Below are 25,868 nucleotides of genomic sequence, written 5' to 3' on the forward strand. Positions count from 1 at the left end.
AGACCTAGACGGCATGGACTACCAGGGATTTTTTACCGAGTCGCTCACGAAGCTGCGCGAAGAAGGCAACTATCGCGTGTTCGCCGATCTGGAACGGCATTTGGGCGCGTTCCCAAAGGCGACCTTCCGCAACGAGGGCGACGCAAAAGACGTCACCATCTGGTGTTCCAACGATTATCTGGGCATGGGGCAGCATCCTGACGTGCTGTCGGCTATGCATGCCGCGCTGGATCGCAGCGGTGCAGGCGCAGGCGGCACCCGCAATATCAGCGGCACCACCCATGACCATGTCGAGCTGGAGGCCGAGCTGGCTGACCTGCACGGCAAAGAGGCCGCGCTGCTGTTCACCAGCGGCTATGTCTCGAACTGGGCGACGCTGGGCACGCTGGGCGCCAAAATCCCCGGTCTGGTGATCCTGTCGGACGCGCTGAACCACGCCTCGATGATCGAAGGTATTCGCCATTCCAAGGCGCAGCGTATTGTCTGGAAACACAATGATCTTGAGGACCTCGAGGCGCATCTGCAATCGCTGCCTTTGGAGCAACCCAAGCTGATCGCTTTTGAATCCGTCTACTCGATGGATGGTGACATCGCCCCGATCGAGGCGATCTGCGATCTGGCCGACAAATACAACGCCATGACCTATATCGACGAGGTCCACGCGGTGGGCATGTACGGCCCGCGTGGTGGTGGTGTGGCCGAACGCGAAGGCTTGATGGACCGCATCGACATCATCGAAGGCACGCTGGGCAAGGCGTTCGGCGTGGTCGGCGGCTATATCACCGGCACTAAGGAGCTGGTCGATTTCATCCGCAGCTTTGCCAGCGGGTTTATTTTCACCACCGCGCTGCCGCCGCATGTGGCCGCGGGCGCCGTGGCCTCGATCCGGCATCTGAAAGCCTCGGATCAGGAACGCCAGGGCCAACAGGATCGCGTGGCCGAGCTGCGCACCCGTCTGGATGGCATCGGCATTCCGCATATCCCCAACCCCAGCCACATCATTCCGGTGATGGTGGGCGATCCGGTGAAATGCAAGTTTATCTCGGATCGGCTGATGGCGGATCACGGCATCTATATTCAGCCGATCAACTATCCCACCGTCCCCAAAGGCACCGAGCGTCTGCGGATCACCCCGTCGCCCGTGCATTCGGCCGAGGATATGGATCGTCTGGTCGGCGCGCTGGAATCGCTGTGGGCCGAATGCCATCTGGCCCGTCGTCCGATGGCCGCGCAGTAAATTCCGAACCATCTGAATTCTCAGAGGACCGAGGGTGCCCATTGCGCCCTCGGTTTTTTCATGCGCCGCGCTTGGGCTGTGCCCGGCTGTATCTGGGCTGGGCTTGTGCCATGGTCGCAGGAACTAATTCAGGGGTCAGGCCTTGCAGCCCCCCCGGCGCAACACTAAGACTCTGTTAGCACCGGGTGCGTAAAGGTGCGGTATCAACAGCAGGCGAGCGGATATGAAAGACCCTTTTGAGACATATATGAACACTCTGGTCCCGATGGTTGTGGAACAAACCAGCCGGGGCGAACGTGCCTATGACATTTTCTCGCGCCTGTTGAAGGAGCGGATCATCTTCCTGAACGGGCCCGTGCATGACGGCATGTCCAGCCTGATCGTAGCCCAGCTGCTGCACCTTGAGGCCGAGAATCCGTCCAAGGAAATCAGCATGTATATCAACAGCCCCGGTGGCGTTGTGACCTCGGGCCTGTCGATCTATGACACCATGCAGTACATCAAACCCAAAGTGTCGACGCTGGTGATCGGCCAGGCGGCCTCGATGGGGTCGCTGCTGCTGACCGCGGGCGAGGCCGGGATGCGTTTCAGCCTGCCCAACAGCCGCGTGATGGTGCACCAGCCCTCGGGCGGGTATCAGGGGCAAGCGACGGATATCATGATCCACGCCGAAGAGACGCTGAAGCTGAAAAAGCGCCTGAACGAGATTTACGTCAAACACACCGGCCGCACCTATGAAGAGGTCGAAGCCGGGCTGGAGCGGGACAACTTCATGTCCCCCGAAGAGGCCAAGGAGTGGGGTCTGATCGACGAGATCGTGACCAACCGTGCCAAGGCTGACGGCGAAGACGCGTAACATAGCATTCCGCCCGAGGATCCCATTCCTCGGGCGTTTTTGACATTGTGGCTGCTGACCGGCTGCCATAAGCTTGACTACCATAGGCGGACATACTGTTCGCGATTGATGCAAAGACGAGGCCTGGAAGGGACGAAATGGCGAACAACTCTGGCGGCGACAGCAAGAATACACTGTATTGCAGCTTCTGCGGCAAAAGCCAGCACGAGGTCCGCAAGCTGATTGCAGGCCCCACTGTGTTCATCTGTGATGAATGCGTTGAACTTTGCATGGACATCATCCGCGAAGAAACCAAAACCGCTGGTCTGAAATCTGGCGAAGGCGTTCCCACGCCGCAAGACATCTGCACGGTGCTGGATGACTATGTGATCGGGCAAGCGATGGCCAAGCGCGTGCTGTCCGTGGCCGTGCACAACCACTATAAACGCCTGAATCACTCGCAAAAAACCGGCGAGATCGAGCTGAGCAAATCCAACATCCTGCTGATCGGTCCCACCGGCTGTGGTAAGACCCTGCTGGCGCAGACGCTGGCGCGGATTCTGGATGTGCCCTTCACCATGGCCGACGCGACCACCCTGACCGAGGCCGGGTATGTGGGCGAGGACGTGGAAAACATCATCCTCAAACTGCTGCAGGCGTCTGAATACAATGTCGAACGCGCGCAGCGCGGCATCGTCTATATTGACGAGGTCGACAAGATCACCCGCAAGTCGGAAAACCCCTCGATCACCCGCGACGTGTCGGGCGAGGGCGTGCAGCAGGCGCTGCTGAAACTGATGGAAGGCACCGTTGCGTCCGTGCCGCCCCAGGGTGGGCGCAAGCATCCGCAACAGGAGTTTCTGCAGGTGGACACCACCAACATCCTGTTCATCTGTGGCGGTGCATTCGCCGGTCTGGACCGGATCATCGCGCAGCGCGGCAAGGGCTCGGCCATGGGCTTTGGCGCGGATGTGCGGGACAATGATGATCGCGGCGTTGGCGAGATTTTCCAGGATCTGGAGCCCGAAGACCTGCTGAAATTCGGTCTGATCCCTGAATTCGTTGGCCGTCTGCCCGTGATCGCCACGCTGGAGGATCTGGATCAGGACGCGCTGGTCACCATCCTGACCCAGCCCAAGAACGCCCTGGTCAAACAGTACCAGCGCCTGTTCGAGCTGGAAGACGCGCAGCTGACCTTTACCGACGACGCGCTGGCGGCCATCGCCAAACGCGCGATCGAGCGGAAAACCGGCGCGCGCGGTCTGCGCTCGATCCTCGAAGATATCCTTCTGGACACGATGTTCGATCTGCCCAGCATGGAAAACGTCACCGAGGTGGTGGTGAACGAAGAGGCCGCGACCTCGGCCGCGAAACCTCTGATGATCTTTGCCGAAGGCCAAGCCGAAGAGGCCAGCGCCAGCTGATCTTCCGGCATATTGAATAAAAGCCCGGTATCCCAAGCGGATGCCGGGCTTTTTTCTTGCTGCCCGCGCCCGTCAATCGTATCGCAATGCCAAGATCAAGGAGAGCAATCATGACCATCAAACGCATTCATTCTGGCGGCGAGTTTGAGCCCAAGATCGGCTATTGCCGCGCTGTTGTCGCGGGCGGGTTCGTCCATGTGGCGGGCACCGTGGGACAGGGCGATAGCGTGCAGGACCAGTGCCGCGCCGCGCTGGACACGATCAAGGGGGCACTGGAGCAGGCGGGCTCCTCCCTGTCGGATGTGGTGCGGGTGAACTACTACCTGCCCGATGCGGCTGAATTCGAACCCTGCTGGCCAATTCTGTCCGAGGTTTTCGGGGCCCATCCCCCGGCGGCGACCATGATTGAATGCAACCTGATCGACCCCAAGTACCGGATCGAGATCGAAGTCACCGCTCTGGCGCACTAAGATCACGGCCCGTCGCGAAAACTTGCGCATCTGCGGCATTGGCGGCGGGCCCTGCCACTGGACCTTTGGCACAAATTCGGTCATATCAGAACCAAGGCATTTTGGAGAGACCCATGGGTATTCTGAACACCATCCTCAGCGCGGTTACCTGGTGGAACGGCGGCACGATCAACACCCGTCTGTACACCGCCCGCAAAGGCGTGAAAGTCGGCGAGGACGAGCAGGGCAACACCTACTATCGCAGCGTGGACGGCAAGCGCCGTTGGGTCATGTATAACGGTGAAATCGAAGCCAGCCGCATCAGCCCCGACTGGCATGGCTGGCTGCACCACACCTTCAAAGATGCGCCCAGCGACAAGCCTCTGGTCCACAAGGACTGGGAAAAGCCGCATCAGGAAAACCTGACTGGCTCGGCGCTGGCTTATGCGCCCAAGGGCTCGATCCGTCGCAGTGAACCCGCGCCGCGCGCCGATTACGAGGCGTGGACGCCCGAATAAGGGGCTCTGGATGTCTGATCACAAAACCGAAGTTGTCGTCGGGGCCGCGGTGCTGGCCATTGCCGTTGGGTTCGTTGCCTATGCCGGGCAAATCACTGGTTTCGCGCAGCAAAGCTCGGGCTATGAGCTAAGCGCGTCGTTCCGCTCGGCCGAGGGGGTGACCGTGGGCACCGATGTGCGTCTGGCTGGGGTCAAGATCGGCACCGTCACGGACATCACCCTGAACCCACAGACCTTCCGCGCGGATACTGATTTCAGCGTCGCCGAAGGGATCGAAATTCCCGATGACAGCGCCGTTGTTGTTGCCTCCGAGGGGCTGCTGGGCGGAAACTTCGTAGAAATCGTGCCCGGGGGATCGCCCTTCAACTTCGCGCCCGGTGACGAGATCGAAGACACCCAAGGGGCGGTTTCGCTGGTCGGCCTGCTGATGAAGTTCGTCTCTGGGAGCAGCGAATGAAGCGCCTGCTGACCCTCTTGGCGCTCTGCGCTACGCCGGCGCTGGCGCAAGACGACGGCGTATTGACGATTGAAAATGTCGATGGGATCGAAACCGGTTCGGGCGCTGTGCTGCGTGGTTTGGACAAGGTTAACGCCGAATTTCAGGACATCGAAATTCTGAACGGCTCCAGCGTTCGTTTTGAACGCCTGGTGATCGATCTGGGCGAATGCCGCTATCCTGAAAATAACCCGGCTGGCGACGCCTATGCCTTTCTGACCATCCGCGATCAAGGGGCCGCCGAGCCCGTTTTCCAGGGCTGGATGCTGGCCTCGTCGCCCGCGCTGAACGCGCTGGACCACGCGCGTTATGACGTGTGGGTGTTGCGCTGTAAAACCTCGTAAGAGGAGGCGGGAAGCGGCGGCGCGGTGAAATCGGCCTCGATCTCTAGCGCCTTTTCCAACAGTTGATGATACTGCGCCCGCGGGATTTCGACCGCCCCCAGAGAGGCCAGATGCGGCGTGATGAACTGCGTGTCAAACAGGGAAAAGCCCGCCAGATTCAGCCGATCCACCAGAAAAGTCAGCGCGATTTTTGACGCATCTGTGCGGCGGGAAAACATGCTTTCCCCAAAAAATGCCCCGCCCAAGGTAACGCCGTAGACCCCGCCAATCAGTGCGTCGTCTTCGTAAACCTCGAGCGAATGAGCGAACCCGAGCGCATGCAACTGGTTGTAAAGAAAGAAAATCTCGTCATTGATCCAGGTTTCGCTGCGATCAGCGCAACCCTGTACGACCCCCGCAAAATCACTGTTGATACGGATCGAAAACTCGGCGCGCCGGATGCGTCGCGCCAGGCTGCGCGAGATGTGAAACTGGTCCAGCGGAAAGATGCCCCGGCGGCGCGGATCGACCCAGAAAATCTCGGGGTCATCCCGGTTTTCAGCCATGGGAAACACGCCCGAGGCATAGGCGTTCAGCAAGAGTTCCGGGGTCAGGATCGTGTCGTCCTTGGCCATGCCTCGTCCGTAAAAAAGGCCGGGCCACTGGTGGGCCCGGCCATGTGATCACTCGGCCAGATTGGTTTCCAACCAGTGTTCCAGCCAGTGGATGTTGTAGTTGCCGCTGTGGATGTCGTCTTCTTGCAGAAGCGCGTGGAACAGCGGGACGGTGGTGTCGATGCCGTCGATGATCAGCTCGCCCAGGGCGCGGTTCAGACGCGCCAACGCCTCGGGCCGGTCACGGCCATGCACGATCAGCTTGCCGATCAGCGAGTTGTAATAGGGCGGGATCGAGTACCCATCATAGAGCGCCGAATCCATCCGCACGCCCAGCCCGCCGGGGGCATGGAAATGCGAGATTTTGCCAGGGCAGGGGGCGAAGTTCGGCAGCTTTTCTGCGTTGATCCGCACCTCGATGGCGTGGCCGTTGATTTCCAGATCATCCTGGGTAAAGGACATCGGCAGCCCTTCGGCCACACGGATCTGTTCGCGCACCAAATCGACGCCAAAAATGCCCTCGGTCACCGGGTGTTCCACCTGCAGACGGGTGTTCATTTCGATGAAATAGAACTCGCCCTTTTCGTACAGGAATTCGATGGTGCCTGCGCCGCGATAGCCCATTTCACCGATGGCATCCGCACAGATCTTGCCGATCTTGGCGCGCTCTTCGGGGGTGATGCAGGGGCCGGGGGCCTCTTCGAAGACCTTCTGGTGGCGACGCTGCAACGAGCAATCACGCTCGCCCAGATGCACGCCCTTGCCCTTACCATCGCCAAAGACCTGGATCTCGATGTGGCGCGGGGTGGTCAGGTACTTCTCGATATAGACTTCGTCATTGCCAAACGCAGCCTTGGCCTCGGACCGGGCGGTGCGGAAGGCCGTCTCCATCTCGGATTCGTCATTGGCCACTTTCATGCCGCGACCGCCGCCGCCAGCTGTGGCCTTGATGATCACCGGATAGCCGAATTCCTTGCCGATTTTCTTGGCGTCTTCGACGGTGGGAACCCCTCCAGCCGAGCCCGGAACAACAGGAATACCCAGCGCTGCGGCGGTTTCCTTGGCAGTGATCTTGTCGCCCATGATGCGGATATGTTCCGCGGTCGGGCCGATAAAGGCGATGTCGTGGTCTTCTAGAATCTGCACGAAATTGGCGTTTTCGGACAGGAAACCATAGCCCGGATGGATCGCCTGCGCGCCGGTGATTTCACAGGCCGAGATGATTGCCGGGATCGACAGATAGCTTTGCGCCGAGGAGGGCGGGCCAATGCACACGGCCTCGTCCGCCATGCGCACATGCATCGCGTCGGAATCGGCGGTCGAGTGCACGGCGACGGATTGAATGCCCATTTCACGGCAGGCACGGATCACGCGCAGTGCGATCTCGCCTCGGTTTGCGATCAGGATTTTATCGAACATGGCGCGGCCCTTATTCGATGATCATCAGCGGTGCGCCGAATTCGACAGCGCTGGAATCCTCGACCAGGATACGCTTCACGGTGCCAGCTTTGGGCGCCGGGATGTGGTTCATGGTTTTCATCGCTTCGATGATCAGCAGGGTGTCGCCCTCTTTGACCTGCGAGCCAACGCTGACAAAGGATGGCGACCCGGGCTCAGCCTGCAAATAAGCGGTGCCAACCATGGGCGAGGTCACCGCACCGGGGTGGCTGGCGGGATCTTCGGACGCAGCGGCAGCGGGGGCCGGCGCTGCGGCCGGGGCCGCTGCGGGGGCCGGGGCTGCGACAGGCGCTGCGGCGACAGGGGCGGCCACTTGGGTCACGATTTCCTGTGCGCGGCTGACGCGGACGTTCAGGCTGTCATTGTCACCATATTCGCGCATCACTTCCAGTTCGGTAAGCTCGTTGGTGGCCAGAAGCTCGGCAAGCGCCTGGATGAAGGCTACGTCTGCGTCTTGATTTTTCTTAGTCATTGTATCCTCGACCGATTACGGGTGGCTGCTTGTGTCTGCAGCCTTTTGCCATTCCGCGCGCCTTATAGGGCAAGTTTTGTTGCACGGAAAGCGTTCTTCTGGCGGGGAATGTGGGGGTTTTGTCGGGAAAATTCGAGGGGAAAATGACAGGAAAGTCTCATTTCCTGCGATCAAAGCGGCATTCCAGACAATTTGGCCACCAGTTCTGCCAGTTTGCGGGCCTGGAATTTGTCCAGCAGACGGGCGCGATACAATTCGATTGTGCGATAGGACAGGTTCAGCTCCTGGCCTACTTCCTTGCTGGTCATGCCGCGACAGGTCAGAATCGCCACCTCGCGTTCGCGTTGGGTCAGTTCCACAAGGGGGCGTTCATCAGACAGGTCCGAAAGCGACCAGATGCCTTGGCGAAACGGATCCTCGGGGGTCAGGGATTGGCCGCGCACCCGGCACCAGAACAGTTCGCCCGAGCGGCGGCGCATAACCCGTTCGTCCGCGTAGCGCCCAGTTTTCTGCATCTGCGCCAAACTGCGCGCACCGATCTTTTCGTAGTCCTCCATCGAGGCATAGAAATGCGCGAAGGGCACGTTCTGAAATTCCGACATCTCGCCCCCAAAGATCTCGGCAAAGGCGCGATTGCACCCTGATATGATGCGGTTTTCCAACATGCACAGCCCCACGGGCGCGTATTCAAAGCCAAGATCGCTGAGTTCCATGCAGCAGGTATGCCCGGATTCAGGCGGTGATGCAAAGCACTGGTCGATCGATCCGGTCAGAAATGCCTGTGCCTGTTGGATTTGCCGATCAGCTGTCGCTTGTAAATGTATCGCGATTGTATATACATTGTGTAGGCAAATCCGGAAGAGGGGTGCGAAGAATGGATATTGAACAAGTCAAAGGCGTGGGACCAGCGATGGCGCGTCAGTTGCTGGACCTCGGCTTGAGCAGCGTCGCAGCCATCGCCAAAGCAGAGCCGGCGATCCTGATGGGGGTGCGCGGTGTGGGCGCCCTGCGGGCGGCTCAACTGATCGCCTCGGCGCAGCAATTGGTGATGGCAGAACCCGAAACGAAGGCTCCGATCACCGAACCGGTCTCGGTTCCCCCGAAGCCCGCAAAAGAGCAGCCCAAGGCCAAAGTCAAACGCGACAAAAAGCCGAAAAAACCGGATGCAAAGAAGAAAGCGGCCAAGAAATCCAAGCCAGACAAAGAGAAAAAGGCCAACGCGTCCGAGAAAAAGAAGAAGGCCAAGAAAACCGCCAAAGCCAAGGCCAAGCCGAAGACAGCAGCCAAGACGGAAACGGCCATGACCTCAAAGGTGAAGAAAGCCAAAAAGAAGCCGGCGAAGGCCAAGAACAAACCGGCCCAGAAATCTGCGCCCAAGAAATCCGCGGCGAAGAAGTCGGTGAAAAAGGCGATCGAGAAAAAGGCAAAGGAGAATGCCAAGAAATCGCCCTCAAAGCCCCCGAAAAAGGCTGACAAGAAAAAAGCTGGTAAGAAAAAAGCGGGTAAAAAATAGGAAACCGCCCCACAATCGCGGAGCGGTTTCGGATCAAGTCAACATGGCCACACACCGGCGCGCCGCTTACCCCTTATTCATTCTGTTTTGGATAAGATCGTCGACGACGCTGGGGTCGGCGAGAGTTGAGGTGTCGCCCAGGGATCCGTAGTCGTTTTCGGCGATTTTGCGCAGGATGCGGCGCATGATTTTGCCCGAGCGGGTTTTGGGCAGGCCGGGGGACCATTGGATCAGGTCGGGGCTGGCGATCGGGCCGATTTCAGTACGCACCCAGGTGCGCAGCTCTTTGTAGAGCTCCTCGGTGGGCTCGACCCCGTTCATCAGCGTCACGTAGCAATAGATGCCCTGACCCTTGACCTCGTGGGGGTAGCCGACCACGGCGGCCTCGGCCACTTTGGCGTGGGCGACCAGGGCGCTTTCCACCTCGGCGGTGCCCATGCGGTGGCCCGACACGTTGATCACGTCATCCACGCGCCCGGTGATCCAGTAATCGCCATCCGGGTCGCGCCGGCAGCCATCCCCGGCAAAGTAATAGCCCTTGTAGTCGCTGAAATAGGTCTTCTCGAAGCGTTCATGATCGCCCCAGACCGTGCGCATCTGGCTGGGCCAGCTGTCGGCGATACACAGCACGCCCTCGACGCCATTGCCATCGATCTGTTCGCCCGAATGCGGGTCCAGAACCACGGGTTTGACGCCAAAGAACGGCTTCATCGCCGAGCCGGGTTTCAGCGCATGCGCGCCCGGCAGCGGGGTCATCATGTGGCCGCCGGTTTCGGTCTGCCACCAGGTGTCAACGATCGGGCAGTTGCCCTTGCCGACATTGTCATTGTACCAGTTCCAGGCCTCGGGGTTGATCGGTTCACCCACCGAGCCCAGCACCTTGAGGTCGCTCAGGTCGTATTTTTCCACCCACTCGGTGCCCTGGCCCATCAGGGCGCGGATCGCGGTGGGGGCGGTGTAGAACTGGTTCACCTTGTGCTTTTCACACACGGCCCAGAACCGGCCCGCATCCGGATAGGTCGGCACGCCTTCGAACATCACCGTGGTCGCGCCATTGGCCAGCGGACCATAGACGATATAGCTGTGCCCGGTGACCCAGCCCACATCGGCGGTACACCAGAAGATATCGCCCTCGTGATAGTCAAAGACGATCTCGTGGGTCATCGCGGCATACACCAGATAGCCGCCGGTGCAATGCACCACGCCCTTGGGCTGACCGGTCGAGCCCGAGGTATACAGGATGAACAGCGGATCCTCGGCGTTCATCTCGGCCGGTTTGGAATAATCATCCGCTTCCAGCGCCAGTTCGTTGTAATCAAAGTCCCGCCCGTCGATCCAGGTGGTCTGCTCTCCGGTGCGTTTTACCACCAGGCACTTAACAGTGTCTTTACAGTGCAGCAGCGCCTCGTCGCAGTTGGATTTCAGCGGGGTCTTGCGGCCGCCACGGGGGGCGTGGTCGGCGGTGATCACCACCTTGGCGTCACAGCCATTCACACGCGCCGCCAGCGCGTCGGGGCTAAAGCCGGCAAACACGATCGAGTGGATCGCACCGATGCGCGCACAGGCCAGCATCGCATAGGCCGCCTCGGGGATCATCGGCAGGTAAATGATGACGCGGTCGCCCTTGCGCACGCCCATGTCTTCCAGGATGTTGGCCATCTTGCAAACGCTGGCATGCAGCTGTTTGTAGGTGATGTGCTGGGCAGCCTCGTTCGGATCATCGGGTTCAAAAATGATCGCCGTCTGATCGCCGCGGGTTTCCAAATGGCGGTCGATACAGTTGGCCGCAACGTTCAGCGTGCCATCCTCGTACCACTTGATCGAGACATTCCCCGGCGCAAAGCTGGTGTTCTTGACCTTCGTATAAGGCTTGATCCACTCCAGACGCTTGCCATGCTCGCCCCAAAACGCTTCGGGATCGGCCATCGAGGCCTCGTACATCGCATCATATTTCGCACCATCAACATGCGCACCAGCCGCAAAAGACGCGGGAACTGGTATAATGGGGTCGGTCATTTGGGGTACCTCGATCTGTGGTTTTGAATTTCAGCGGCCCGCCCCCGCAAGCAGCGCATTGGGGCGGGCCTCACTGGCCTAGATAGCCAGATACTCTTCGCGCAGTTCCTTGTTTTCAAGTACTTCGGCGGCAGAACCGTCATAAACCACAGTGCCGGTGTCCAGGATCACCGCGCGATCCGCCAGTTCCAGAGCGCGCACGGCGTTCTGTTCGACGATCACGGTGGTGATGCCCTGTTCCTTGATCTTGCGCAGGGTGCGTTCGATCTCGTCGACGATCACGGGGGCCAGGCCCTCGTAGGGTTCGTCCAGCAACAGGACCTTGATGTCCCGCGCCAGGGCCCGGGCGATGGCCAGCATTTGCTGTTCGCCGCCCGACAGAGTCACACCTTCCTGATTGCGCCGCTCACCCAGACGGGGGAACAGTTCGTACAGGCGATCGATCGACCAGCCCAGGGGCGGGGCGATCTGGGCCAGCTTCAGGTTTTCCTCGACCGTCAGGCCCGGAATGATCCGGCGGTCTTCGGGCACCAGGGCCATGCCTTTCTGGCTGGCCTGATAGCTGGCCATGGTGTGCAACGGCTGGTGGTCCAGCCAGACCTCTCCTTTGTTGATTTGCGGATCATCCAGACGGGCAATCGCGCGCAGGGTCGAGGTTTTGCCAGCGCCGTTGCGCCCCAGAAGTGCGAGAATCTCGCCTTCGTGGACGTTGAAGCTGACGCCTTGCACGATGTAGCTCTCGCCGTAATAGGCGTGAATGTCCCAGACCGACAGATAGGCCGGGGCGGTTTCGGCAAGGTTGTGACCCTTAGAGAAATCAGGTTTGACGTTCATGGTGCACTCTCCTTACGCGGTTTCGCCCAGATAGGCTTCCCGTACTTTAGGATTACCTTTGATGTTTTCCGGGTCGTCCTCGACCAGGGGGGTGCCCTGCGCCAGAACGGTGATCCGGTTGGCCAGACTGAACACCACATGCATGTCGTGTTCGATGATGGCGATGGTGATGTCACGCTCGTCGCTGATCTGTTTCAGCAGGTCGATCGTGTTGTTGGTATCAGCCCGCGCCATCCCGGCGGTGGGTTCATCGAGCAGCAACAGACGCGGCTGCTGCGCTAGACACATCCCGATTTCCAGCCGGCGTTTGTCACCGCGCGACATCGAGGCCGTGTGCATGTGCCGCTTGTCGGCCATGTTCATGTCTTCCAGCATGTGCTCGGCCGCATCCACGATTTCCTTTTCGGACATCATGTTTTCGATCGCATGCATGCGGAAGGCCCCGTCGCGCTTGGCGAAGATCGGGATCATCATGTTCTCGATCACCGTCAGATCCCCGAAAATCTCGGGGGTCTGGAACACGCGGGAGATGCCCATCTGGTTGATTTCATGCGGCTGGCGCCCCAGCACCGACTGGCCGTCGAACATGACGGAACCGGTGTCGGGGATCAGCTTGCCCACCAGACAGTTTAGCAGGGTGGATTTGCCAGCGCCGTTCGGGCCGATGATGGCGTGAACCGAGTTTTCTTTCACGCTCAGGTTCACATCCCCCAGAGCCTGCAACCCGCCGAAACGTTTGTTGACGTCTTTGACTTCAAGAATTCCCATTTCTCAGGTCTCCTTATTCTGCAGGTTCAGTGGACGAGGACTTGGTGTCGTCAGCGGCTTTTTTACGGCGCAGCAGACGGCCCAAACGTTGTCCACCTTCGACCAGACCACCCGGCAGGAAGATCACGACCAGCATGAAGATGATGCCCAGGGTCAGGTGCCAGCCTTTGCCGATGAACGGGTACAGGATGGTGACCACGAAATCCTCCAGCCCGTCGGGCAGGAACGCGAACCAGCTGTGCAGGATGTCGCTGTTGATCTTGGACAGGATATTTTCCATGTACTTGATGATACCTGCGCCCAGAACCGGACCGATCAGGGTCCCGGCACCGCCCAGGATGGTCATCAGAACCACCTCGCCCGAGGCCGTCCAGAACATCCGCTCGGCGCCAGCCAGCGGGTCCATCGAGGCCATCAGACCACCGGCCAGACCAGCATACATACCCGAGATCACAAAGGCGGCCAGCGTATAGGGACGCGGGCTGAGACCCGTGTAGTTCAGGCGCTGCTGGTTCGATTTGATCGCACGCAGCATCATCCCAAAGGGCGAGCGGAAGATACGGATCGCCAGGTAAAAGGCCACCAGCATGATCGCGGCACAGAAATAGTAACCCGCGTTGAAGGTGAACACCCAGGCGCCCAGTTCCAGGTTCACACTGTCGCGCATTTCCAGCCCGAACAGTCCGGGAACGGGGATGTTGCCCTCGGCGGTTTGGCTGATGCCCAGGATGCGGGGATCGTCTAGCGCCAGTTGCAGGCCGGTCTCGCCGCCGGTGATGGGCGTCAGAACCGAGTAGGCCAGGGCGAACATCATCTGGGCAAAGGCCAGCGTCAGGATCGAGAAGTAAATCCCCGACCGGCGCAGCGACACATAGCCGATCAGCAGGGCAAACAGGCCGGAGATGATGACCGACAGGATGATCGCGGGGATGACGTTCATGCTGAGCAGCTTGAACATCCACACGGCCGCATAAGACCCCACACCCAGGAAGGCCGCGTGACCAAAGGACAGGTACCCGGTCAGACCAAACAGGATGTTAAAGCCGATGGCAAAGATCCCGAAGATCACGAAACGCTGCATCAGGTCGGGATAGCCCGCGTTGAACTGCGCCAGGGCCGAGCCCTCGGGGAAGGGGTTCAGGATGAACGGTGCGAACAGCGTCAGGCCGATGACCAGCAGCAGCAGACGCGCGTCTTTCTTTTCAAGACCGAACATGGATCAGTCCTCCATCACGCCTTTGCGACCCATAAGGCCACGGGGACGTGTCAACAGAATGATTACGGCGACCAGATAAATGATGACCTGGTTGATGCCGGGGATGATGTCGATGATCTCGCGCATCGAGGCAAAGCTTTCGAGGATACCCAGCAGGAACCCTGCCAGCACCGCGCCGGGCAGAGAGCCCATGCCGCCCACAACCACCACAACGAAGGACAGCACCAGGAAGTCCATGCCCATATGGTAGTTCGGCGAGTTGATCGGCGTGTACATCACACCCGCCAGACCGGCCACAGCCGCGGCGATCCCGAACATGATGGTGAAACGCTTGTCGATGTTGATGCCCAGCAGGCCCACGGTCTCGCGGTCGGCCATGCCAGCCCGGACAACCATCCCAAAGGTGGTGAACTGCAGGAAGGCAAAGACAGCGCCGATGATGATCGCGGCAAAGGCAAAATACACAAGGCGCCAGTAGGGATAGATGATCGTGTTCGGATCAAACCCAATCGCGGCCCCGAAATCGAACGACCCTTTAAAGGCATCAGGCGCCGGGGTGGGGATCGGGTTGGCGCCGTAGTAGTATTTGATGATCTCTTGCAGCACGATCGCCAAGCCGAAAGTCACCAGGATCTGGTCGGCATGCGGGCGCTTGTAGAAGTGCTTGATCAGCCCGCGCTCCATGATCACACCGATGCCGATCATGACCGGAATGGCGAACAGGATGGCCAGCGGCACCGACCAGTCAATGATCGCGGCCCCCGTGGATTCACCAAAAATATCATAGACATAAGGGACCTTGATCTTGGCAGGGTTGCCCAGAAAGTCCGTCTTGGTCTCGTCAATGACGATGTGGCTGAGGGTCAGAATTTTGTTGAGGGTCACAGCACAGAACGCGCCGATCATGAACAGCGCACCATGCGCAAAGTTCACGACGCCCAGCGTGCCGAAGATGAGTGTAAGCCCCAGCGCAATCAGCGCATAGGCCGAGCCCTTGTCGAGCCCGTTTAGGATTTGCAGAACTATAGCGTCCATTGTCCCACCCTTGTGTCGGAGTGTGGAAAGAGCGAAGCCCCATTATGGGGCCGACAGGGAATGTGATTGGGGTGGAGGATGGGGCGTACCCCATCCTCCCAAGCGCTTAGGCGCCGCCGTTACAGGCGCCCAGCTCGCCGCCGAAGATCGAGGCATCATACTCGACCTGGCCACGCGGCGTGACTTCGACGATTTCGAGCAGGTCGAATTCCGAAGTCGGGTTTTCTTTCCCTTTCACGACCAGCACGTCCTTGAAGCACTGGTGGTCCGACCCGCGATACAGGGTCTTGCCGTTGCCCAGACCGTCGAACTCGAAGTCCTCCAGAGCTTCGACAACGCCGCACGGGTTGAAGGTGCCGGCACGCTGACACGCGTCTGCGTACAGCAGGGTCTGCACATAGCAGGTGTGCGCGGCCTGCGACGGCGGGAAGCCGTACTTGGTGCCGAAGGATTTCACGAAGGCTTTGGACCCTTCGTCCTGCAGCGACCAGTGCCAGTTGGCCGAGCCAAAGATGCCTTTGATGTTCTCACCCGCACCACGGGCCATCAGACGCGAGAACAGCGGAACGATGATTTCAAAGTTCTTGCCGTTCACCTGCTTTTCACGCAGGCCGAACTGAACCGCGTTGGTCAGCGAGTTCACCATGTTGCCGCCGTAGTGGTTCAGAACCAGAACGTCTGCGCCCGACTGCAGAACCGGTGCGATATAAGAGCTGAAGTCGGTCTGCGTCAGGGGGGTGCGCACAGCAGCGACGGTTTCCCAGCCCATGGCCTCGGTCGAGGTACGCACGGCTTCTTCGGTGGTGTAACCCCAGTTGTAGTCTGCGGTCAGGTGATAGGCCTTGCGGTCCTTGCCATAGTTGTTGGCCAGGATCGGCGCCAGGGCCGCGCCCGACATGTACGAGTTAAAGAAGTGGCGGAAACCGTTGGCCCGCTTGTCCTTACCCGTGGTGTCGTTCGAGTGGGTCAGACCCGCCATGAAGATCACGCCGGCCTCTTGGCACAGCGCCTGCACGGCCACAGCCACGCCCGAGGACGAGCCGCCGGTGATCATCACCGCGCCGTCTTTTTCGATCATCGATTTGGCCGAGGCACGGGCCGCGTCCGATTTGGTCTGGGTGTCGCCGGTCACAAAGTCGACCTTCTTGCCCAGGATGCCGTTGCCTTGCAGCGCTTTCGAGCTGAACGTGTTCAGCATACCGCCGTCGCCGCCACCGTTCAGGTGCTCGACCGCCAGTTCATAGGCGCGCAGTTCGTCTGCACCCTCGTCCGCATAGGGACCGGTCTGGGGCACGTTGAAACCAAGGGTCACGTTCCCGCCCATGGGTTCGTTTGTGTAAGCTGCCGCCGAAGACGCGGTAAAGATGGTGGGCAGAGCGACGCCAGCGCCGGCCACTGCACCCGACTTCAGAACGCCGCGGCGAGTCAGTTTGCTATTGGACATATAATCCTCCCGTTTCGTGAAATGTGAACGCGCGCCTCCTCAAGCGTCGTTCACGGGCACGTTTCTGTGCAAATTCATTATCAGGGGTCGAAAGAAAACTTCGCAACAAGGTCTTTTAATGAAACAATTTTTTTGTAAAAAACATCACAATGCCATAGTATGCATTGTAAAGAACTTAATTCTGCGACGCAGAAGGTGATTGATTTGGATGGGAAATTGACATGGCGCAACGTCAGCTGACAGGGTCCCGGATACGCGAACGACGTATGATGTTGGGGCAGCGGCAGGCCGAATTGGCCAAAGAGGTGGGGATCTCGGCCTCGTATCTCAACCTGATCGAGCACAACCGGCGCAGAATTGGCGGTAAATTACTGTTGTCCATCGCGCGATCCCTGGGGGTCGAGCCCTCGGCGCTGACCGAAGGGGCCGAGGCGGCGCTGATCGCGGTCCTGCGCGAGGCACGTGCGGCCGATCCCGCCGCCGGGGCCGAACAGGATGCGCTCGAGGATTTCGCAGGCCGGTTTCCCGGCTGGGCGCAGTTGCTAGAGCGACGTCACCGGCGCGTTTCCGAGCTGGAGCGCACGGTTGAAACCCTGACGGACCGCCTGACCCACGATCCACATCTGGCGGCTGCCCTGCACGAGATGATCTCGACCATCACCGCGATCCGTTCCACCGCCGGGATCCTGGCGGAAACACGGGAACTGGAACCCGAATGGCGCGACCGCTTCCATCGAAATGTCAACGAGGATGCTGGGCGGCTTGCCCACAGTGCCAAGGCCTTGGTGGGGTATCTGGACGGCGCCGAGAGCGAGGATGACCGCGAACTCAGCTCGCCGCAGGATGAACTGGATGCCTTTCTGGGCGATAGCGGGTTCCATATTCCGCTGCTCGAAGGCGGGCATCCAGAGGAAGTGGATATCGACGGGCTGGTCGAACAACAAGAGGTCCTGCAATCTTCGGCCGCGCGGGCGATGGCGCGCAGCTATATGCGGCGTTATGCCCAAGATGCGCAAACCATGCCCCTACGCGCCACGGTCGAGGCCCTGGCGCAGCTTGGGCCGGACCTGTCTGCGCTGGCGCGCCATTTTCAAACCGACCTGGCCACGGTGATGCGCCGTCTGTCCGAAGTACCCGAATCCGTGACCGGTGGCCCGGTGGGGCTGGTGAGTTGCGACGCCTCGGGCACGATGACGTTTCGCAAGGCGCTGGACGGGTTTACCCTGCCACGTTTTGGGGCGGCCTGTCCGCTCTGGCCCTTATTTCGTGCGCTCTCGCGTCCGATGACACCGATTTAGGAAACCGTGCGACAGGTCGGGCGGGGCGGGGGGCTGTTTCGCACCTACTCGATCGCCCAACCGGTCGGTGAGGTCAATTTCGACGAACCTACCCTGTTCGAGGCCTATATGTTGATCATCCCGCTGGGGGCTGGCCAAAAGACGGATGAAAAGGTGGGTGAGATCGGCGTGACCTGTCGGATTTGCCCGAAAGAAAACTGCGCAGGGCGGCGCGAGCCCTCGATTTTGACGGATCGATTCTAAGGATGCTTTTGACTTAGGCGCTGACTTTGCCGATAAAAGCAAAAGCCGTCAGGTAACACATGCTTCAAGGGGAGGATGCATGGGGAAACATGTCCTTGTGATCGAAGATGAGCCCAATATCATTGAGGCCATCAGTTTCATTCTGTCCCGTGATGGCTGGCAGGTGGATACGCATTCCAATGGGCATGACGCTGCAGACGTGGTTTGGGCCAAATCCCCCGACCTGTTGATCCTGGATGTGATGCTGCCCGGCGCCAGTGGATACGAGATCCTGACCGAGCTGCGCGCCAAGGACGTGACCCGCGACTTGCCGGTGCTGATGCTGACGGCCCGGGGCCAGAGCAAAGACCGCGAGATGGCCGAGAAGATCGGCGCCAGTCACTTTATGACCAAACCCTTCTCGAATGCCGAGGTGCTGGAGGTCGTCCGCCAGCTGGTGCCGTAATGGCCAAGCCGCGCCCCTCATTGTTTCTGGAACGCAAGGGCTATCGTCAGCGCCGGGTGCGCGACATGGCCCGACTGATGCCGTTTGTGGGAGCGATCCTGTGGGGCGTGCCGGTACTGTGGGCTGAACCGGGTGAGTTCGGGATCTCGACCTCGCGCGCTATTCTGTACATTTTTGGCGTCTGGATCGCGCTGGTGGTGATCACGCTGGGCGTGACCCGCTGGCTGGACCCGGACGCGGACGCCGATCCGGGCGATGGACATTAAAGGGTACAGGGAATGGGCGCACTGAACCTGCTGATCGCCGTCTGTCTGGGCTATGTGGCGCTGCTGTTTTTCGTGGCTTTCATCGCCGAGCGCGCCGCGCAACGCGGGCGGGGCGGATGGCTGCGTTCTCCGGTTGTGTATACCTTGTCGCTGTCGATCTATTGTACTGCGTGGACGTTCTATGGCGCGGTTGGCTATGCCGCGCGCTCGGGGCTAGAGTACCTGACGATCTATATCGGTCCGACCCTGGTGATGATGGGCTGGTGGTGGGGCCTGCGCAAGCTGGTGCGGATCGGGCGGACGCAAAGGATCACCTCGATCGCGGATTTGATCTCGTCACGCTATGGCAAATCGAACGCGTTGGCGGTGTTCGTGACCGTGGTCGCGGTGATTGGCACGACGCCTTATATTGCGCTGCAATTGCAATCAGTTACGTCGTCTTTTTCAAGCTTTGCATTATATGACACCTCGGTGTCGCGCCTGGGTGACAGCGATGGGACAGCGCTGTGGGTTGCTGTGGGTTTGGCGCTGTTCACGGTGCTGTTTGGCACCCGCAATCTGGATGCGAACGAACGCCATCACGGCGTGGTCATGGCCATCGCCATGGAGGCCGTGGTCAAGCTGTTTGCGCTGGTGGCCGTGGGGGTGTTCGTGGTCTGGGGCGTGGGCGGTGGCGTGTCGGAAACCTTTGCCCGCATCGACAATTCCGACATCGGACAATGGCAGATGCATAACGGCCGCTGGGCCACGTTGATCATGCTGTCGGCTGCGGCTTTTTTGACCCTGCCGCGCATGTTTCAGGTGCTGGTCGTCGAGAACGAAGACGAGAACCACCTGCGCACGGCCTCGTGGGCCTTTCCGACCTATCTGATGATGATGAGCCTGTTCGTGGTACCTATTGCCGTGATGGGGCTCGAGCTGCTGCCGGAAGGTTCAAACCCGGACCAGTTTGTTTTGACGATCCCGCTGAGCCAGGGCCGCGACGGACTGGCGATGCTGTCTTTCCTTGGGGGAATTCAGCTCGGCCACGTCGATGGTGATCGTGGCGGCGATTGCGCTGTCCACTATGGTGTCGAACCATATCGTGATGCCGATCTGGCTGTCCCTGACCGGGGGCGGTGCGATGATCTCGGGTGATGTGCGCCACGTGGTGTTGTTGGCGCGGCGCTTGTCAATCGCGGGTGTGCTGGCACTGGGCTATCTGTACTATCAATTCTCGGGCGGCGGCGAGGCCCTGGCTGCCATCGGCCTGATCGCCTTTACCGGTGTGGCGCAGTTCCTGCCGCCCCTGATGGGGGGGATTTTCTGGCGCGGAGCCACACGGGTTGGGGCGTTGGTCGGGCTGGGGGTCGGGTTCGTGATCTGGCTCTATACGTCGCTTCTACCCAGTTTTGGCCCCGATGTGGTGATGTCTGCCAGCCTGCTGGTCGAAGGCCCCTTTGGTCTTGGTTGGCTGCGCCCGCAATCCCTGTTTGGAATCGGCGGGCTGGATCCGCTGGTGCATTCGGTGATGTGGTCACTGCTGCTGAACTCGGTGGTTTTTGTCTTTGTGTCCCTGATTACATTCCCCGAGCCGGTCGAGCGGCTGCAAGGCGCGCAATTCGTGAACGTGTTCCAGCATTCGGGCAATCCGCAGGGCTGGTCGGGCGGCGTGGCGCAATCCGAAGACCTGATGATCATGGCGCAGCGCATTCTGGGCGCTGTCGAGGCCCAGACTTTCTTCCATCAGGAGGCCGCGAATCAGGGGCTGGCCGGGTTCCTGCCAGAACCCACGCCTGATTTTCTGCAACGGCTCGAGCGCGAACTGTCCGGTTCCGTGGGCGCCGCCACGGCGCATGCGATGGTGGGGCAGATCATGGGGCGGGCCACGGTCTCGGTCGAGGATCTGCTGGCCGTGGCCGACGAAACCGCGCAGATGATGGAATACTCCAGCCAGCTGGAGGCGAAGTCAGCCGAGTTGACCCGCACGGCCCGCCAGTTGCGCACGGCCAACGAAAAGCTGACACAGCTGTCGGTCCAAAAAGACGCCTTCCTGTCCCAGATCAGCCACGAGCTGCGCACGCCGATGACCTCGATCCGGTCTTTTTCCGAGATCCTAAGGGATGCGGATGGACTGAGTGAAAAAGAGCTGACCAAATACGCCACGATCATCCATTCCGAAGCCATCCGTCTGACTCGATTGCTGGATGATTTGCTGGATCTGTCGGTGCTTGAAAACGGCCAGGTCAGCCTGAACGTGCAGCGCGGGGTGTTGCATGACGTGATCAACCAGGCGCTGGACGCGACTGGCGTGCAGCCCAAAGGGCTGCGCGTGGTGCGGGCCGAGGTGCTGGAGGATATCTGGATCGAGTCCGATCTGGATCGTCTGGCGCAGGTGTTCATCAATCTCATCGCCAATGCGCAGAAATATTGCGATGCCCAGGCCCCCCGGCTGGCGATCCGGGTCTCGCAACGCGATGGTCATCTGGTGGTGGATTTTGTCGACAACGGATCCGGTATTCCTTCCGAGGCGCAGGCCCTGATCTTTGAAAAATTCAGCCGCGTCAGCGACACCAAGCGTGCGGGTGGGGCAGGGTTGGGCCTGGCCATCTGCCGCGAGATCATGCTGCGTCTGGGCGGGGGCATTACCTATTTGCCCGGCCAGGGCGGTGCGGCCTTCCGCGTCAGCCTGCCCATGAAAATCGCGAAGGCCGCAGAATAATCGCCCTGACGTAAGTGTTTGGTAACCGTTGCAAGATTAGGTGTCACAAGAGATGTGAACTCCAGACAGAATTTTGGCGGTTTATGAAGGACATCAGGAATATCATGCAGCTCAAGACCGCATCGCAGCCGGTGCGCGACTGTGCGGCCATGACGCCCGAAACCGCGTTGCAACGCGCGCTGTATCGCGCCGCGCATCTGGGATTGGGGCTGACGCTGGATATTGCTGAGTTGCGTTGCGACACGCTGGGCCGGGATGGTGTGCTGGAACAGGTGATGCCAACCGATCTGATTGTTCGGCTCGAGCAGGAGGCCGAAGGACCGGGTGTGATGGCACTGGATCTGGATCTGGTCTCTGCCCTGGTCGAGGTGCAGACCCTTGGCACCGTCATGAACAATCCGGCCGCGGCGCGCGCCGTCACCAGCACTGACGCGGCGGTGGCCATGCCATTGATTGACGGCACACTCAGCGGGTTTGAATCGCTGACGGCAGACGAAAACAGCATGGCGCCTGGGTTCCATTTCGGGGCCTGGGTGCGCGATCCCGGACTGTTGGCCGCGCAGCTTCCCGATGGTTTGTATGAGACGTTCGGGCTGTCGGTCAGCATTGGTGCCGGGGAGCGGATCGGGCGTTTGTTTCTGGCCCTGCCAGTCCCCCCCGCGCCAGCCCCGGCCGCGCCCGAACCCGCCGCAAGCGAGGGGCGCGACAGCCTTAGTCACGAGATCCTCGAAGCCTCGGCCCGCCTGGACGTGATCTTGCACCGGTTGGAAATGCCGCTTGGCGCAATCGGGGCGCTCAAGCCCGGAGATGTGTTGACCCTGCCGGTGCGCGCGTTGTCCGAGGTGACGTTGCACGCAGGCGAACGCAAGTCGGTCGCTGTTGGGGTTCTGGGGCAACTGTCGGGTCAGCGCGCCGTGTGCCTGAAGAACATCAATGGCGCGCGCGCCAAATCTGTGAATTCACCGGCCGAGCAGGCGCAGGCCATGTCCGAGGTGGACCTTGCCGATCCTGGTCTGTTGTCAGGTGCGGCGCCGACGCCGGAGTTGCCCGCTGCAGCCCCGGCCGAGGTGATCACTGAAAACGCGGATGATATCCTTCGGGACCTCGGCCTAAGCGAAGGAGTCCCCGCAAACAAAACCCTCACGGATCCGGTAAATGTGCCGGCCTTGCCAGTCGCGACCGCGCCGGGAAAGCCCTTGGCCGAGGGATAGACTGCGATAGGGTCGGTCAGGGTTGTTCAAGTGCAGGGCGCAACCCGGCAAGATCATAGCCCGCGCGCGCCGTTGCGGCCAGAATCTCGTCAGTTGGCAATTTGCCCTTCTGACCCAGGGACCAGACCACGCTGCACCTCGTCCCCGAGGCGCAATAGGCCAGAACCGGCCCCTCGGATTCGTCTGCCGCAGCCATCTGCGCGGCTACGTTCTCGGGGGTCATCGTCTGATGGGTCAACGGCAGGACAAAGAACTCCAGCCCGGCAGCTTGGGCGGCGGCGGCCATGACCTCGGCATGATGGCTGGGCGGAATTTCAACGTCGGGTCGGTTGCAGATGACTTTGGTGAATCCGGCCGCTTTGATGGCGGCCAGATCCTCGGGGTTGATCTGCGGGCTGACAGAGTAGCGGGGGGTGATCTCACGGATATCCATGAGATCGATTTATTCCGCCGGAACCGCCCTGTCCAGCCTGACGCGCAGGGCAGGCGTGATGATCATGCCGGCAATCATGGCGACCAGGAACACCCAGTGGCCCGCACCGCCATAGGACAGCGAGGCGATCGAGGGCCCCGGGCACAGACCTGCCAAGCCCCAGCCAAAGCCGAACATGACCGATCCCAGCACCAGGTTGCGCCCGATTTTGGGTTCTGGCGGCGTCGGAAAGTCGCCTCCGACCAGGGGTTTACGACCCGGAACGAACAGCCAGGCTATGGCCATGGGGATGATTGCGCCCCCCATCACAAAGGCCAGCGTGGGATCCCAGTTGCCGAACACGTCCAGCCAGCCTTGTACCTTTGTGGTGTCGGTCATGCCTGAAATGAACAGGCCAGCCCCAAACAGACCGCCCGCGATGAAAGCGAAAATCAAACGTTGCATCAGACGATCCCCAGAATGTGACGGAAGATGACCACAGCGATACCACCGGCCATGATATAAAACACGGTGGCGACCATGCCGCGCAGCGAAAAGCGTGAGATGCCGCAAACGCCGTGCCCCGAGGTGCAGCCATTGGCCAACCGGGTGCCGATGCCGACCAACAGTCCGGCGGCAATGATAACGAGCCAGTTGTCGGTGATATGGGTGTCGACCTCGCGATAGACCGGGTGGATCACGATCGGCAGCAGAAAGACACCGGCCAGGAACACGGCGCGCTCGGCCCATGAGTTCCAACCGCTGCGGTCCACCAGACCGCCCAAAATGCCGCTGGCTCCCATGATGCGGCCATTGGCCAGCAGATAGACGGCGCCACCGGTGCCGATCAGCAAACCGCCGATCAGGCCCCAGATCCAATCGACCGGGATAGAGTTCATCATCACGTTTCCTTCCCTGAATGATGAGATGTCAGATACGCCCAGGGCCCCGTTCGCGCGGGGCCAAAGGCGATTTATATTGAGATTACAGCTTGTTGACGGGCACCTTAAGGAACACGTCGCCCTTTTCGTCAGGTTCGGGCATCTGGCCTGCGCGCATGTTCACCTGCAACGAGGGGATGATCAGCTTGGGCATGTCCAGGGTCGCGTCGCGCTCGGTCCGCATGCGGACGAAATCGTCGCGGTCCTTGTCGCTGGCGACGTGGATGTTCGCGGCTTTCTGTTCGGCCACAGTGGTTTCCCAAGCGTATTCCTCGCGGCCCGGTGCCTTGTAATCGTGGCCCACGAAGATGCGGGTTTCGTCCGGCAGCGACAGGATTTTCTGGATCGAGGCATACAGCGTTTCCGCCGAGCCCCCCGGGAAATCGCAGCGCGCCGTGCCGAAATCGGGCATGAACAGCGTGTCGCCCACAAAGGCCGCGTCGCCGATAACGTAGGTCAGGCAGGCCGGGGTGTGGCCGGGCGTATGCAGCACGTCGCCGCGCAGCTGACCGATATGAAAGCTGTCGCCTTCTTGGAACAGTTGATCGAATTGGCTGCCGTCGCGCTGGAATTCGGTGCCTTCGTTAAAGACTTTGCCAAAGGTGTCCTGCACGATCTTGATGCGATCGCCGATACCGATTTTGCCGCCGACGCGTTCCTGGATATAGGGCGCGGCGGACAGGTGGTCGGCGTGCACATGGCTTTCCAGCAGCCATTCGACCTTCAGGTCGTTGTCCTGGACATATTTGATGACGGCATCGGCCGAGCGCGTGTCCGTGCGGCCCGAGGAATAGTCGAAATCCAGAACCGAATCGATGATGGCGCAAGAGCTGCCAGCGGGGTCGCGCACCACATAGGAAATGGTGTTGGTGGCGTCGTCGAAGAATGCAGTGACTTCAGGTTTCATAAGGGGGTCCCTCCGTTTCACATATCATATAGAAATTTGCGCATATGTTGCAAGACCCCAGATGCAACGGGATGACGCCCCGCGCGAAAGGATTGATTTGGGTCAAGGATTTTGGCCGGAATTCATGCGAGTTATTATCAACTTCGGAGGATGCGCGATGAAAAATGTGGCAAATTACAAAGCGGCGCTGTTGAAACGTCTGTCTGAACTGGACAGCCGCCTTCACGCCATTGAAGCTGAACTGGACGTTCCGCACTCGAAGGACTGGGAGGAGTCCGCCGTGGAACGGGAAGGGGATGAGGTGCTGGAGGCCCTCGGTCAAGCTGGTCAGGCCGAAATTCAAGGAATCCAAGCCGCGCTGCAAAGAATCCGTGACGGAGAATACGGTTTCTGCGCAAAATGCGGCGAGGAGATTTCACCAGAGCGGTTGTCCGTATTGCCAGCCACGCCTCTATGTCGAAATTGCGCTGCCTGAGGCAGCAAGGGAGAGGAGAGACCCAATGCCTGAACAGAAATTCATGGACCTGATTGCGCAGCTTGAAACCGAAATCGCGCAGGCCACGGATGAAACCCGTCACGAAATTCAGGCCGAGTTGCATAAAACGGTCGAGAAGATGCGCTCGCAGGGCATTGCTGTCCCCGCGCGCCTGCGCGAACTGGATAACCAGGCCATCGACGAAGAGATGGAAGACCGGTTTGACAATATGCCGCTCTAGTGCGGCGGCGGTTCCAGGAAAAATAAACGAGCGCTGAAAAGGGCTTGCATCGAAAGCAGAGCTTCTGCACCTTGGT

Annotated in this window: 27 protein-coding genes and 2 pseudogenes; 15 read left to right on the plus strand and 14 right to left on the minus strand. The window is 60.1% G+C overall.

Annotation, left to right across the window (positions count from 1 at the left end; translation table 11 throughout):
- Positions 1 to 13 precede the first annotated feature (13 nt).
- From hemA to ACXADQ_RS12220, 7 genes are all read left to right on the plus strand, one after another.
- Complete coding sequence (gene hemA / locus ACXADQ_RS12190) at positions 14 to 1,237, plus strand: 5-aminolevulinate synthase (RefSeq protein WP_475320558.1); 1,224 nt, start codon at positions 14 to 16, stop codon at positions 1,235 to 1,237.
- A gap of 223 nt (positions 1,238 to 1,460) precedes the next feature.
- Positions 1,461 to 2,093 carry an ATP-dependent Clp protease proteolytic subunit gene (locus tag ACXADQ_RS12195; protein WP_475320559.1) on the plus strand — a complete coding sequence of 211 codons (633 nt, stop codon included), beginning with the start codon at positions 1,461 to 1,463 and terminating at the stop codon, positions 2,091 to 2,093.
- A gap of 137 nt (positions 2,094 to 2,230) precedes the next feature.
- Positions 2,231 to 3,496 (plus strand): ATP-dependent Clp protease ATP-binding subunit ClpX, encoded by a 1,266-nt coding sequence (gene clpX, locus ACXADQ_RS12200; RefSeq protein ID WP_475320560.1) that lies wholly within the window; start codon positions 2,231 to 2,233, stop codon positions 3,494 to 3,496.
- 110 nt (positions 3,497 to 3,606) lie between these two features.
- Positions 3,607 to 3,966: a RidA family protein gene (locus ACXADQ_RS12205; RefSeq protein ID WP_475320561.1), complete on the plus strand. Its 360-nt coding sequence runs from the start codon at positions 3,607 to 3,609 to the stop codon at positions 3,964 to 3,966.
- A 113-nt stretch (positions 3,967 to 4,079) separates the two neighbouring features.
- Positions 4,080 to 4,463, plus strand: a complete 384-nt coding sequence (locus tag ACXADQ_RS12210; protein ID WP_475320562.1) for an NADH:ubiquinone oxidoreductase subunit NDUFA12 — start codon at positions 4,080 to 4,082, stop codon at positions 4,461 to 4,463.
- A 10-nt stretch (positions 4,464 to 4,473) separates the two neighbouring features.
- Positions 4,474 to 4,920, plus strand: coding sequence for an outer membrane lipid asymmetry maintenance protein MlaD (gene mlaD / locus ACXADQ_RS12215; RefSeq protein WP_475320565.1), 447 nt, complete (start codon positions 4,474 to 4,476; stop codon positions 4,918 to 4,920).
- Positions 4,917 to 5,303, plus strand: coding sequence for a DUF2155 domain-containing protein (locus tag ACXADQ_RS12220; protein WP_475320570.1), 387 nt, complete (start codon positions 4,917 to 4,919; stop codon positions 5,301 to 5,303). Before mlaD ends, ACXADQ_RS12220 begins: the two co-directional genes overlap by 4 nt.
- Here ACXADQ_RS12220 and aat read toward each other — a convergent pair.
- From aat to ACXADQ_RS12240, 4 genes are all read right to left on the minus strand, one after another.
- A complete protein-coding gene (gene aat, locus ACXADQ_RS12225) occupies positions 5,267 to 5,917 on the minus strand; it encodes a leucyl/phenylalanyl-tRNA--protein transferase (RefSeq protein WP_475320573.1) in 651 nt (216 codons plus the stop codon). The two genes, ACXADQ_RS12220 and aat, sit on opposite strands and share 37 nt — an antisense overlap.
- A gap of 48 nt (positions 5,918 to 5,965) precedes the next feature.
- Positions 5,966 to 7,315, minus strand: coding sequence for an acetyl-CoA carboxylase biotin carboxylase subunit (accC, locus tag ACXADQ_RS12230; RefSeq protein WP_475320575.1), 1,350 nt, complete (start codon positions 7,313 to 7,315; stop codon positions 5,966 to 5,968).
- 10 nt (positions 7,316 to 7,325) lie between these two features.
- A complete protein-coding gene (gene accB / locus ACXADQ_RS12235; protein WP_475320577.1) occupies positions 7,326 to 7,826 on the minus strand; it encodes an acetyl-CoA carboxylase biotin carboxyl carrier protein in 501 nt (166 codons plus the stop codon).
- Between the two features lie 170 nt (positions 7,827 to 7,996).
- Positions 7,997 to 8,539, minus strand: a complete 543-nt coding sequence (locus tag ACXADQ_RS12240) for a LuxR C-terminal-related transcriptional regulator (protein WP_475320579.1) — start codon at positions 8,537 to 8,539, stop codon at positions 7,997 to 7,999.
- A gap of 29 nt (positions 8,540 to 8,568) precedes the next feature.
- Between ACXADQ_RS12240 and ACXADQ_RS12245 the strand changes: the two genes are divergently transcribed.
- A complete protein-coding gene (locus ACXADQ_RS12245; protein WP_475320582.1) occupies positions 8,569 to 9,339 on the plus strand; it encodes a helix-hairpin-helix domain-containing protein in 771 nt (256 codons plus the stop codon).
- Between the two features lie 66 nt (positions 9,340 to 9,405).
- Here the strand turns inward: ACXADQ_RS12245 and acs are convergent, their stop codons facing one another.
- The 6 genes from acs to ACXADQ_RS12275 form a co-directional block, all read right to left on the minus strand.
- Complete coding sequence (acs, locus tag ACXADQ_RS12250; protein ID WP_475320585.1) at positions 9,406 to 11,355, minus strand: acetate--CoA ligase; 1,950 nt, start codon at positions 11,353 to 11,355, stop codon at positions 9,406 to 9,408.
- 78 nt (positions 11,356 to 11,433) lie between these two features.
- Positions 11,434 to 12,189: an ABC transporter ATP-binding protein gene (locus tag ACXADQ_RS12255; protein WP_475320589.1), complete on the minus strand. Its 756-nt coding sequence runs from the start codon at positions 12,187 to 12,189 to the stop codon at positions 11,434 to 11,436.
- Between the two features lie 12 nt (positions 12,190 to 12,201).
- Complete coding sequence (locus ACXADQ_RS12260; protein WP_475320593.1) at positions 12,202 to 12,957, minus strand: ABC transporter ATP-binding protein; 756 nt, start codon at positions 12,955 to 12,957, stop codon at positions 12,202 to 12,204.
- 13 nt (positions 12,958 to 12,970) lie between these two features.
- Positions 12,971 to 14,173: a branched-chain amino acid ABC transporter permease gene (locus ACXADQ_RS12265; RefSeq protein ID WP_475320597.1), complete on the minus strand. Its 1,203-nt coding sequence runs from the start codon at positions 14,171 to 14,173 to the stop codon at positions 12,971 to 12,973.
- 3 nt (positions 14,174 to 14,176) lie between these two features.
- Positions 14,177 to 15,208 carry a branched-chain amino acid ABC transporter permease gene (locus tag ACXADQ_RS12270; protein ID WP_475320603.1) on the minus strand — a complete coding sequence of 344 codons (1,032 nt, stop codon included), beginning with the start codon at positions 15,206 to 15,208 and terminating at the stop codon, positions 14,177 to 14,179.
- A gap of 106 nt (positions 15,209 to 15,314) precedes the next feature.
- Complete coding sequence (locus tag ACXADQ_RS12275) at positions 15,315 to 16,652, minus strand: substrate-binding protein (RefSeq protein WP_475320607.1); 1,338 nt, start codon at positions 16,650 to 16,652, stop codon at positions 15,315 to 15,317.
- Positions 16,653 to 16,873: 221 nt separating this feature from the next.
- Between ACXADQ_RS12275 and ACXADQ_RS12280 the strand changes: the two are divergent.
- From ACXADQ_RS12280 to ACXADQ_RS12300, 5 genes and pseudogenes are all read left to right on the plus strand, one after another.
- Positions 16,874 to 18,193: pseudogene (locus tag ACXADQ_RS12280) on the plus strand (short-chain fatty acyl-CoA regulator family protein).
- Between the two features lie 79 nt (positions 18,194 to 18,272).
- Positions 18,273 to 18,638 (plus strand): response regulator transcription factor, encoded by a 366-nt coding sequence (locus ACXADQ_RS12285; protein WP_475320610.1) that lies wholly within the window; start codon positions 18,273 to 18,275, stop codon positions 18,636 to 18,638.
- A complete protein-coding gene (locus ACXADQ_RS12290; protein WP_475320612.1) occupies positions 18,638 to 18,904 on the plus strand; it encodes a hypothetical protein in 267 nt (88 codons plus the stop codon). Before ACXADQ_RS12285 ends, ACXADQ_RS12290 begins: the two co-directional genes overlap by 1 nt.
- A gap of 12 nt (positions 18,905 to 18,916) precedes the next feature.
- A pseudogene (locus tag ACXADQ_RS12295) lies at positions 18,917 to 21,605 on the plus strand (ATP-binding protein).
- 104 nt (positions 21,606 to 21,709) lie between these two features.
- Positions 21,710 to 22,816: a FliM/FliN family flagellar motor switch protein gene (locus tag ACXADQ_RS12300; RefSeq protein ID WP_475320614.1), complete on the plus strand. Its 1,107-nt coding sequence runs from the start codon at positions 21,710 to 21,712 to the stop codon at positions 22,814 to 22,816.
- A 16-nt stretch (positions 22,817 to 22,832) separates the two neighbouring features.
- On the opposite strand, the gene ACXADQ_RS12305 is transcribed toward ACXADQ_RS12300, so the two are convergent.
- From ACXADQ_RS12305 to ACXADQ_RS12320, 4 genes are all read right to left on the minus strand, one after another.
- Positions 22,833 to 23,249 carry a protein tyrosine phosphatase family protein gene (locus tag ACXADQ_RS12305; RefSeq protein ID WP_475320616.1) on the minus strand — a complete coding sequence of 139 codons (417 nt, stop codon included), beginning with the start codon at positions 23,247 to 23,249 and terminating at the stop codon, positions 22,833 to 22,835.
- A 9-nt stretch (positions 23,250 to 23,258) separates the two neighbouring features.
- Positions 23,259 to 23,693: a DUF6691 family protein gene (locus ACXADQ_RS12310; RefSeq protein WP_475320621.1), complete on the minus strand. Its 435-nt coding sequence runs from the start codon at positions 23,691 to 23,693 to the stop codon at positions 23,259 to 23,261.
- Positions 23,693 to 24,118, minus strand: coding sequence for a YeeE/YedE family protein (locus ACXADQ_RS12315; RefSeq protein ID WP_475326074.1), 426 nt, complete (start codon positions 24,116 to 24,118; stop codon positions 23,693 to 23,695). Before ACXADQ_RS12315 ends, ACXADQ_RS12310 begins: the two co-directional genes overlap by 1 nt.
- A gap of 94 nt (positions 24,119 to 24,212) precedes the next feature.
- Positions 24,213 to 25,076 (minus strand): MBL fold metallo-hydrolase, encoded by an 864-nt coding sequence (locus tag ACXADQ_RS12320; protein WP_475320625.1) that lies wholly within the window; start codon positions 25,074 to 25,076, stop codon positions 24,213 to 24,215.
- A 61-nt stretch (positions 25,077 to 25,137) separates the two neighbouring features.
- Between ACXADQ_RS12320 and ACXADQ_RS12325 the strand changes: the two genes are divergently transcribed.
- Together ACXADQ_RS12325 and ACXADQ_RS12330 are read left to right on the plus strand one after the other, a co-directional pair.
- Positions 25,138 to 25,551, plus strand: coding sequence for a TraR/DksA family transcriptional regulator (locus tag ACXADQ_RS12325; protein WP_475320629.1), 414 nt, complete (start codon positions 25,138 to 25,140; stop codon positions 25,549 to 25,551).
- Positions 25,552 to 25,576: 25 nt separating this feature from the next.
- Complete coding sequence (locus ACXADQ_RS12330; RefSeq protein ID WP_475320634.1) at positions 25,577 to 25,792, plus strand: hypothetical protein; 216 nt, start codon at positions 25,577 to 25,579, stop codon at positions 25,790 to 25,792.
- Positions 25,793 to 25,868: the final 76 nt, after the last annotated feature.

Source organism: Thalassovita sp. ABM4_323 (assembly GCF_056158665.1).